A 10,000-nucleotide genomic window follows, 5' to 3' on the forward strand; every position below is an offset into this window, starting at 1 on the left:
AGATGCGTTCTACTGTTGGCTCATCGGTATAAATACCTTGAGTGAAAGCCATATCATCCACAATATCTTGAATACTTCTTCTGATATAGCCCATATCATCGATACTTCCTACTAAAAACTCAGCAATGTCACGTTCTTCATCAGTTAAAATAAAAGTGTTTAACTGATTGATTAAATCTTGATGAAAACTTACTGGAGCCGCGAAGGGCATCGTTTTGTCTTCATCGTCATCGCTGTAATTGTTGGTTTGGTATTTGTAATCTGGCGTTTCGTCATTGCTTAAATATTCGTCAATGTTGATGTCGCCTGTATCGATGTGTTCGTTATCGTAATCGTCGTAATCATCAGTATCACTTCCATAATCATCTAAATCGTAATTATCTTCCTTGCTACTTTCTTCCAAAGCAGGATTCTCTACTAATTCTTCCTGAAGACGTTGCTCAAAAGCTTGCGTAGGCAATTGAATTAACTTCATCAACTGAATTTGTTGAGGCGATAATTTTTGAGATAATTTGAATTGTAAACTGTGTTTTAACATTAATGTTTGTTTAATTGATTTAATCGTTTAACTGTTTAATTGTTTATTAAATTTACTATTTAATACATCGACAGTTAAACAATTTAACAAGATTCTAAAATTCTGCGTTTTGTGGTGTTCTTGGGAAAGGAATTACGTCTCTAATGTTACCCATACCAGTTACAAAAAGCACTAATCTTTCAAATCCTAATCCGAATCCTGAGTGAACAGCAGATCCGAATCTTCTAGTATCTAAATACCACCAAAGTTCTTCTTCATCGATTTCTAAGGCTTTCATTTTTTCTACAAGTACATCGTAACGCTCTTCTCTTTGAGAACCTCCAACGATTTCTCCAATTCCTGGGAATAAGATATCCATGGCTCTTACAGTTTCTTTTCCTGGTTCAGTGTTGTCGTTCAAACGCATGTAAAACGCTTTAATTTTTGCGGGATAATCAAATAAAATTACCGGACATTTAAAGTGTTTTTCTACTAAGAAACGTTCGTGCTCACTTTGTAAATCAGCACCCCATTCGTTAATGATATATTGAAATTTTTTCTTTTTATTTGGTGTTGAATCTTTTAAAATATCAATTGCTTCTGTATAAGAAACACGTTTGAAGTTGTTATCAAGTACAAAACTTAATTTTTCTAACAACGTCATTTCGCTTCTATCTGCTTGTGGTTTTGACTTTTCTTCTTCTAGTAATCTGTTTTCTAAGAATTTTAAATCATCGCCACATTTTTCAACGGTATATTTGATAACGTATTTGATGAAATCTTCAGCTAAATCCATGTTATCCGCTAAATCATTGAAAGCCACTTCTGGTTCAATCATCCAAAACTCCGCTAAGTGACGAGAAGTGTTTGAATTTTCAGCACGGAATGTTGGTCCAAACGTATAAATTTGACCTAAAGCCATTGCAAAAGTTTCGCCTTCTAATTGACCAGAAACTGTTAAATTGGTTTGTTTTCCGAAGAAATCTTCTTTGTAGTTGATGCTGCCGTCTTCGTTTCTTGGAGCAGATCCATCGATTGGTAAAGAAGTTACTTGGAACATTTCTCCAGCACCTTCGGCATCAGAACCAGTAATAATTGGTGTATTTACGTAGAAAAATCCTTTTTCTTGAAAATATTGGTGTACTGCAAACGCTAAAGTTGAACGCACACGCATAATAGCACCAAAAGCATTCGTTCTAACACGTAAATGTGCATTTTCACGTAAGAATTCTAACGAGTGTTTTTTTGGTTGCATCGGGAATTTTTCCGCATCACTATCGCCTAAAATCTCTAACTTCGTTACTTGAATTTCTACTTTTTGTCCAGCACCACGGCTTTCTGCCAAAGTTCCTGTAACGCAAATAGCCGCCCCAGTTGTAATTCTTTTTAAGGTTTCGTCAGGTGTGTTTTCAAAATCTACCACACACTGAATATTATGAATAGTCGAACCATCGTTCAACGCAATAAATTGATTGTTTCTAAATGTTCTAACCCAACCTTTTGCTGTTACTTCATGTAATGTTTTCGTGCTGTTTAAAAGGTCTATTACTTTTGAGTGTTTCATTTCGATTTATGATTTATAATGCAAATATACTATTTCTCGTTTGAATTTTCTTCTTCAATATCTTCTGCTAAAATATCTAATGTAGGTTCTAAGAATTCTTGTTGATTAGCAATCGTTTTATCCAACGAAAGTAACAATGCTGGTAATAGAATTAAATTAGATAACATGGCAAATAACAAGGTTGTGGCAACTAATCCTCCTAATGCTACAGTTCCGCCAAAGCTAGATAATGTAAATACTGAGAATCCAAAGAACAACACCACTGAAGTGTAAAACATACTAATTCCTGCTTCTTTTAAAGTAGCGTAAACAGATCGTTTAATTTTCCAATCGTTAGCTTTTAACTCTTGACGGTATTTCGCTAAAAAGTGAATCGTATCATCCACCGATATTCCAAACGCAATACTAAATACTAATATGGTGGATGGTTTAATTGGAATTCCAAAATATCCCATTAATCCAGCAGTCATTACTAATGGTAATATGTTTGGTAATAATGAAACAATTATCATCTTGAAAGAACGGAACATGTATGCCATTAATAACGAAATTAAAACAATAGCAAAAATTAGCGATTGTACTAAATTGTCAATTAAGTAATGGGTTCCTTTTTCAAAAACATAAGCTTTTCCTGTTAGTGAAACTTCGTAGCGTTCTTTTGGGAAAATGTGATTGATTTTGTCTTGTAAACGTTCTTCAATTTTTTGCATTTTGTCCGTTCCAATATCTCGCATAAAAGTAGTGATGCGTGCATATTGCCCAGTACTATCAACATAGCTTTTCAGCATATTTTCGTTTCCTTTTTTAGTCGAATTTTTTATGTAGGATAAAATGAAAGCTTCTTCTTGTTTGGTAGGTAATTCGTAATATTCAGGATTTCCGTTATAGTAAGCTTGTTTTGAATATTTGACTAAATTAACAATAGAAACAGGTTTAGATAATTCCGGAATTTCTTCAATTGTTTCTTGAAGTTCTTCTATTCGTTTTAATGTTACTGATTTTAAAGCGCCTTTAGGTTTTTTAGTATCAATAACAATTTCTAATGGCATAACACCATCAAATTCTTTTTCATAGAATAAAATGTCTTTGTAAAAAGGTGCCTTTTTCGGCATATCTTCAATAATACTTCCTGAAATTTTAATTTGATAAATACCAATAATTCCCATCACTAAAATACCAATGGCTGTTGAAAAAACGGCAATTCGGTGATGTCTAATTGTATTTTCAATCCAATTCATGAAAGTAGCCATGTAGTTTTTGCCAAGATGAGCTAAATGTTTTTCCTTAGGCATTGGCATATAACTGTAAACAATTGGAATGATAATTAAACAAAGTATAAACAAGAAAACAATGTTTAATGAAGCTACAATTCCAAATTCTTTCAATAATTTACTATCTGTAAAAATGAATGTTCCAAAACCAGCAGCAGTAGTTAAATTCGTCATCAAAGTAGCATTTCCTACTTTAGAAATAACACGCTGTAAGGATTTGGCTTTATTCCCATGATTTTTAATTTCTTGCTGGTATTTGTTAATAAGGAAAATACAGTTAGGAATTCCGATAACAATGATTAATGGAGGAATAATTGCTGTTAAAACGGTTATTTCATAATGTAACAAACCTAGCGTTCCAAACGACCACATTACTCCAATAATTACCACAAACATGGAAACCATGGTAGCTCTGAAACTTCTAAAAAAGAAAAAGAATAGTAATGAAGTAATTCCAAGTGCTGCACCAACGAACAATCCAATTTCACTAATAATGCTATTAGCATTCAGTGTTCTAATGTATGGCATTCCAGAAACACGAAGATCTAATCCGGTTTCTTTTTCGAAGGCGTTAATTCTGTCTTGGTTAAGATGTTTTTCAATAAACTGTTTTCTTGCTGGCGTGTTTACAATTTTTTTATCCATGTAAATAGCAAAACGCACTGCTCCACTTTCTTTATTGAACAGCATGCCTTCATAGAAAGGTAAATCGTTGAAAAACTCTTTTTCCTTTTCTTTTAAATAGGTGTCAGAAATGCTATCATTATTGATGAAAGAAACTAATTTGAATTTTTGTTCTAATGTATCTTTCTCAAGTACTTTTAAATCTTCAATAGATAAGGTAAGTTCAACTGCTTTATCCTTTTTTATTTCGGCAATAAATTTTTCCCAAGCTTTAATGTTTTTTTCATTAAAAAAGGTTTTGTCTTTAAATCCTAAGACAACTAGATTTCCTTCTTCACCAAATTTTTCTAAAAAAGAATTGTACTGAATGTTTACTTCATGATCATCGGGTAATAAATTAGCTTCAGTGAAGGTAAAACGCATGTTTTTCCACTGAAAACTCATGAAAATAGTAAAAAGTAAAACAAGAACTAATAAAAAAACGCGGTTTCTTAAAATTCTACTGGCAATATAATCCCAAAAACTGGTGCTTAACCACTTTAACATCTCTCAAAAATTAGGCTGCAAAGGTAAGTATTATTGCTTAAAATATTGGTGTTGAGCGGAATTTTTAAGTTAAAATTAAAAACCTAAATCAAGATAGTAAGAAACTTTTATGGCGATGTTGTCATCAAAATTAGGTAATTGGTTGGGACCATATCTGTAAAAGGCAACTAAGCCAAAACCTTTGAAGATTTTATTGCATTCAACTCCACTTTCAAAGAAACCGTCTTCAAGTGTTTTATATCCAATTCCAACATGTTGATTGTTTTTATTGTTTGAACCCACCGCCATTCTAGTAACGACAGTAAATTCGGGATTAATCTTGTATCCAAGACGAATTTTATTAAAAGTATGTTTTAATTGTAAAGAAGCATATTTATTGGAGAAAAACTCGTTGAAATACATGGTTTCAAAACTATTTTTTCCTGCAAAAGTAATTCGTTGTAGAATTGCATCTCTGTTCAAATTATTAGGAACAATACTATATAAATGTGTAATTGGAACATCGCCAAATGCTATACCAGTTTGCAATAAAATCGAACTTTTTTGACCTGATAAAAAAGGCAATTCATAATAAGTTTTGAAATCTAGTTTTGAGAAAACGAAATCATTTTCAAGTAAATTTGGCACTGTTTGGGTATACTGAATTGAAAATTTTGGATGTCTTTTTTCATATTCAATTTTCCCAACTGGCGTTTGCATGTAATTACTAAACGGATTCCATTGAACAGCTAATTGTAAAGTAGTAATGGTATAATTGGTATATGATTTTCCGTCATTTATAAATGTGTAATCAAAAAGAGGCTGAATTTGATTATGAGAAATTCCAAAATAGCTAGAGGTTTTTGGTAAAAACTTACTTTCAATAAAAGCCGAACTCATTTTGTTATTATAAAATGTGGAAATATTTATTGGTCGTGGATCATATATTTTGAATCTTCGTGAATCAGTTACAAAGTTAGTTTGAGCGATTTCGCTGATATCATCAGTATAAGAAGCGCTTACCCAAGTTTCCGAATTATTGTGAATTAGATAAGAAGGGGTTATGCCAAATTTAAATTCATCATCCTTTAATCCATAAGCACCATAAAAAGCAACTTTGTATTTTTCTGAAAGTTTAGAGTTGGTTACAGCACCAATGCCTAATCTAAAACCTTCGAAATTGTTATATTTTGCAATACTACGTAAATCAATGTCAAAAATAGATACTGGAAAATAGCCATTGAAAATTTTTCTACCTAAAAATAATTTATGTTCAATTTTTTCTGAGAGCGATAAACTATCAATCGATGTATACGTTCTAAGCTTTCTCTTATCAATAGTGTCTTTTTTGAAGACATTCCAGTAGTTACTTTCTTGTTCTAAACTTGATTTTGGTACTTCAATTTTAACTCTTGGTTTTGAAATAGAAATAGGTTTGTTAATTTCAATATCAAATGGAGTTGATTCTATTGAAACATAAGCTTGATCAGTGGCATTTTTACTTTCTGTTAAATCTAAATCAGAACTAAATTTTATAGTACCGCCTAAGATTTTTATATCCTCATGATTGTTGCCTTTAGAGACTTTGAATTTTCTGTTTTTTGGAAACCAAATATCAATATCTTTTTTATAATCAAATGTGTAGGTAGCATTGATGTTTACAACACCATAAATTCTAAAATAAGCTTTACAAATAGCAAAATTAATAGTGTCAATATACAGCAAACCTCTCAAACGATTCGTGTTGAGTTTTTTGGGTTCAAAGTAAATTCTGTAAGCGCTTCTTCCGTCAATTTTTACCGTATCAATTAGTTTGTAGTTGTATAATTTTCGTCCAAAATTTGAAATCGGGTTTTGAACTGGAATTTCTAAGATTTCAAATGGATTCTCATAAACAGAATAAGAAATTAGTTTAAGACCAAGATATTCGTAAATAGGTTGTTTAAATCCAGCCATTCTAGTGGCTAAAACGGTTTCTTTGTATTCAGAGTGATTAAGTTGAATTAAATTTACTTTCTCTGTTTGATATAAATGCTGTTTCTCAGAAAATTTTTTAAACTTGTAATTTGTTGAATCCAATTTCATTAAAGGCTTTCTTAAAAACCTATTTTTATAAATAGTATCAATTTTTGAAGAGATACTATCTGGATTTGCCGTTACCTGAAGGTATTCATAGTTTTTATATTGAAAACTCGATAGGCCTTTTTCTGGATCATTTAATTTTCGATTTTCAATAACTTTTTTAATGATGTTATTGACATTGTTCTCGGTGTAGATTTCCGCTTTTTTTTCGTTTAAATCGTTAATTAATTTAATCGTCAAATTGTAAACTTTTGGTTGTGGATAGGTTATTTTTTCGTAATATCCTTTAAAGTTAACTTTGATAGGAAGTTTATAATCTTTGACTTCAATAGAAAATTTTCCTTCCCAATCGGCGTTGAATTTGATGTTGTTATATGTAATAGAGGCAAAAGCAATAGGAACTTTTGAATCAAAGTCGATAACTTGTCCTTTAATTTTGGTTTGTGCTACAAAATTAGTGGTAAAGATTAAGCACAAAAAAAGCCAAAAATATTTCATGAAAAGAGAGATTTTATACAAATATATTCAAAATAAAAAATCCCGAGTGTTAATCGGGATTTAAAATTTAGGAAGATTATTTTTTCCAAGGAGTTTTCCCATCAACTTCTTGAATTAAAATAATTTCTTCAGAATAAAATAAATCATTTTCGAGTTCCTTAGCATTTAATTCAATAATGACTTTCTTTGATTTTTCCTTTAAATCTAAAAGTTTGAAATCCTTAATTTTATCATATTCTTTAGAATTAAGATAAACTTTTTTGATTCCATCTTCTGTTTCAAGTTGTAAATATGGATTTTTTAATAAATTATGTTTGATTACATTTTTATAATAATCAATTAGTTCTTTATTTTTCTCGTCCGAAGACATAGAGTTAATCATTTGCTCAATATGTAACGCTTGCTCATCTGTAAGACCAGAAGGCAAAGTTAGATTGATTAATTTGAAATATAAATTTCCTTTTAAGCTTTCAGATTGCTTACAGCTAAAAAACGAAATTGCAATTAAGAACAATAGAGTACTACTTCTCATAAAGTATTAATTTATTCTCACCAAATTAATTAAAATAAAAACTCCCGAGTGTTAATCGGGAGTTAAATTTATACTTTCATAATTTCAGCTTCTTTAACTGCTAAAATTTCATCAATTTTTTTAATGAACGTATCTGTTAATTTCTGAACGTCTTCTTCTGCTTTTTTACAGATGTCTTCAGCTGTTCCATTTTTTTCTTCTTTCTTGATATCGGTATTAGCATCTTTTCTGTGATTTCTAATTCCAATTTTTGCTTCTTCCGCTTCGTGTTTTGCTTGTTTTACTAAGTCACGTCTTCTTTCCTCTGTTAAAGCTGGAATATTGATGATGATATTGTCTCCATTGTTCATTGGGTTTAACCCTAAATTAGCAATCATAATTGCTTTTTCAATAGGGTGTAACATGTTTTTTTCCCAAGGAGTTACAGTTAATGTTCTTGCATCAGGAGCATTAATGTTTGCAACTTGCGAAATTAATGTTTGTGAGCCATAGTAATCCACAAAAACACCACCTAACATTTGTGGCGAAGCTTTGCCGGCTCTAATATTTAATAATTCTTTCTCTAAATGCGCAATTGAACCCGCCATAGCTTCTTTTGCACTGTCTAAAATAAAATTAATTTCTTCTGTCATCGCTCTATATTTTTACTTCGTACTTTAAAATTATATGGTAACGGTTGTTCCGATAGTTTCACCTTCACACACTTTTAGTAAGTTACCATCTTTATTCATATCGAATACAATAATAGGTAATTTATTTTCTTGACTCAATGTAAAAGCTGTTGTATCCATTACATTTAATCCTTTTGCTAATACATCTTCAAACGAAATAAAGTCAAATTTAACAGCATCCGCATTTTTTTCTGGATCCGAAGTGTAAACACCATCTACACGAGTTCCTTTTAAAATTACGTCAGCACCTACTTCAATTCCTCTTAAAACTGCTGCTGTATCTGTTGTAAAGTATGGATTTCCTGTTCCAGCACCAAAAATTACAATTCTTCCTTTTTCTAAATGGCGAGTAGCTCTTCTTTTGATATATGGTTCAGCAATAGCTTCAATTTTCAAAGCGGTTTGTAAACGCGTTTGCATTCCAGCTTCTTCTAAAGCTCCTTGTAACGCCATTCCGTTAATAACTGTTGCTAACATTCCCATGTAGTCACCTTGCACTCTGTCCATTCCGTTGCTTGCACCAGCTACACCTCTAAAAATGTTTCCACCACCAATAACGATTGCAATTTCTACACCTTTATCGTGAATTTGTTTTATTTCGGCAGCATACTCAGCTAAGCGTTGTGGGTCAATTCCATATTGTCTATCACCCATTAAAGCTTCACCGCTTAATTTTAGAAGAATTCTTTTGTACTTCATCGTGTGTTGTATTATTTGTGGTGCAAATATAGTTAAATAGCTTTTTTTAGAAAAAAATGTTTTAACAATTATATATCTAAATTTTGAAATGATTTTTTAGCCTCGTTGTATCCAATCTCAAAAATGGCATCCATTTTAGTTTTACTGGTTTCAAATGTACTAAAATTAGCTAATTCCTTAGGCTCAATAACCCAATCGCATAAATTAAACTTCTGATAATTGTAATTGGCATATAATAAATCGAAGGCTCTACTAGTAACTGATTTTATGGATTTTAAATCTTTGGATTCTATATTTTGAATTGGACTCACATAAACTCCAATCAAATAGTCGCATCTTCCTTGTAAAATATCGGTGGGGAAATGATTCAAAATACCACCATCGCTATACAATTTGTTATTGATTTCATACGGAGACAGCATTCCTGGAAAAGAGGAAGAAGCTAAAATGGCATCGATAAGTTTTGTTTCGGAATTAAAAATTTTGAGTTTTCCTTTAACTAAATCCGTCGCTGTGATGTAGGCCGGAATTTTTAATTCGCCAATAGTGATATCACCAAAAATTTCTGTAAAATAACTTTTGAAGGATTCTGAATCAATCAATCCTGCTTTTTTGAAGGTAAAGTGCTTCCAATGAAAAAAGTAAATTGACTTGAAAAATTCTAGAATCTCTTCGGGCGTTTTTCCAAATGCAAATAATCCACCAACAATTGCGCCAGCGCTTGTTCCTGAAATACAAGATGGTTGCATCCCTTTTTCGGTTAAAAACTGCAAAGCACCTGCATGTGCAATTCCTTTAGAACCACCACCTGACAATACGATTCCGATAGATTTAGAAGGATTTTCCATATGTAACATTTCTTACAGATAATTACCAAAATTAGAATTAAATTTGCCAAATAAAGTTAAGAAGATGATAAATACTATAAAACAAGCACTAGAAAATAGTTTTTCTTATGCCGATTACAGAAAAAAGATAACTAGTTTAATAACTGAAGGAAAATCTACAGGTCACGAA

Annotated in this window: 7 protein-coding genes and 1 pseudogene; all 8 read right to left on the bottom strand. The window is 31.4% G+C overall.

Annotation, left to right across the window (positions count from 1 at the left end; genetic code table 11):
- Nucleotides 1-538, bottom strand: a pseudogene (locus LDL23_RS02980) (RNA polymerase sigma-54 factor); the annotation flags it as partial.
- Between the two features lie 94 nt (nucleotides 539-632).
- A complete protein-coding gene (gene asnS, locus LDL23_RS02985) occupies nucleotides 633-2,081 on the bottom strand; it encodes an asparagine--tRNA ligase (protein WP_291264384.1) in 1,449 nt (482 codons plus the stop codon).
- A 29-nt stretch (nucleotides 2,082-2,110) separates the two neighbouring features.
- Complete coding sequence (locus LDL23_RS02990) at nucleotides 2,111-4,522, bottom strand: efflux RND transporter permease subunit (RefSeq protein ID WP_291264385.1); 2,412 nt, start codon at nucleotides 4,520-4,522, stop codon at nucleotides 2,111-2,113.
- Between the two features lie 75 nt (nucleotides 4,523-4,597).
- Nucleotides 4,598-7,081 carry a DUF5686 family protein gene (locus LDL23_RS02995; RefSeq protein ID WP_291264386.1) on the bottom strand — a complete coding sequence of 828 codons (2,484 nt, stop codon included), beginning with the start codon at nucleotides 7,079-7,081 and terminating at the stop codon, nucleotides 4,598-4,600.
- A 76-nt stretch (nucleotides 7,082-7,157) separates the two neighbouring features.
- Complete coding sequence (locus LDL23_RS03000) at nucleotides 7,158-7,613, bottom strand: hypothetical protein (protein WP_291264387.1); 456 nt, start codon at nucleotides 7,611-7,613, stop codon at nucleotides 7,158-7,160.
- A 68-nt stretch (nucleotides 7,614-7,681) separates the two neighbouring features.
- Entirely contained in the window at nucleotides 7,682-8,245 is a 564-nt protein-coding gene (gene frr / locus LDL23_RS03005) for a ribosome recycling factor (protein WP_291264388.1), read from the bottom strand.
- Nucleotides 8,246-8,275: 30 nt separating this feature from the next.
- Nucleotides 8,276-8,983, bottom strand: coding sequence for a UMP kinase (gene pyrH, locus LDL23_RS03010; protein ID WP_026724473.1), 708 nt, complete (start codon nucleotides 8,981-8,983; stop codon nucleotides 8,276-8,278).
- Between the two features lie 68 nt (nucleotides 8,984-9,051).
- Nucleotides 9,052-9,831, bottom strand: a complete 780-nt coding sequence (locus LDL23_RS03015; protein WP_291264389.1) for a patatin-like phospholipase family protein — start codon at nucleotides 9,829-9,831, stop codon at nucleotides 9,052-9,054.
- Between the last annotated feature and the right edge of the window lie 169 nt (nucleotides 9,832-10,000).

Source organism: Flavobacterium sp., from assembly GCF_020217025.1.
Taxonomy (GTDB): domain Bacteria; phylum Bacteroidota; class Bacteroidia; order Flavobacteriales; family Flavobacteriaceae; genus Flavobacterium.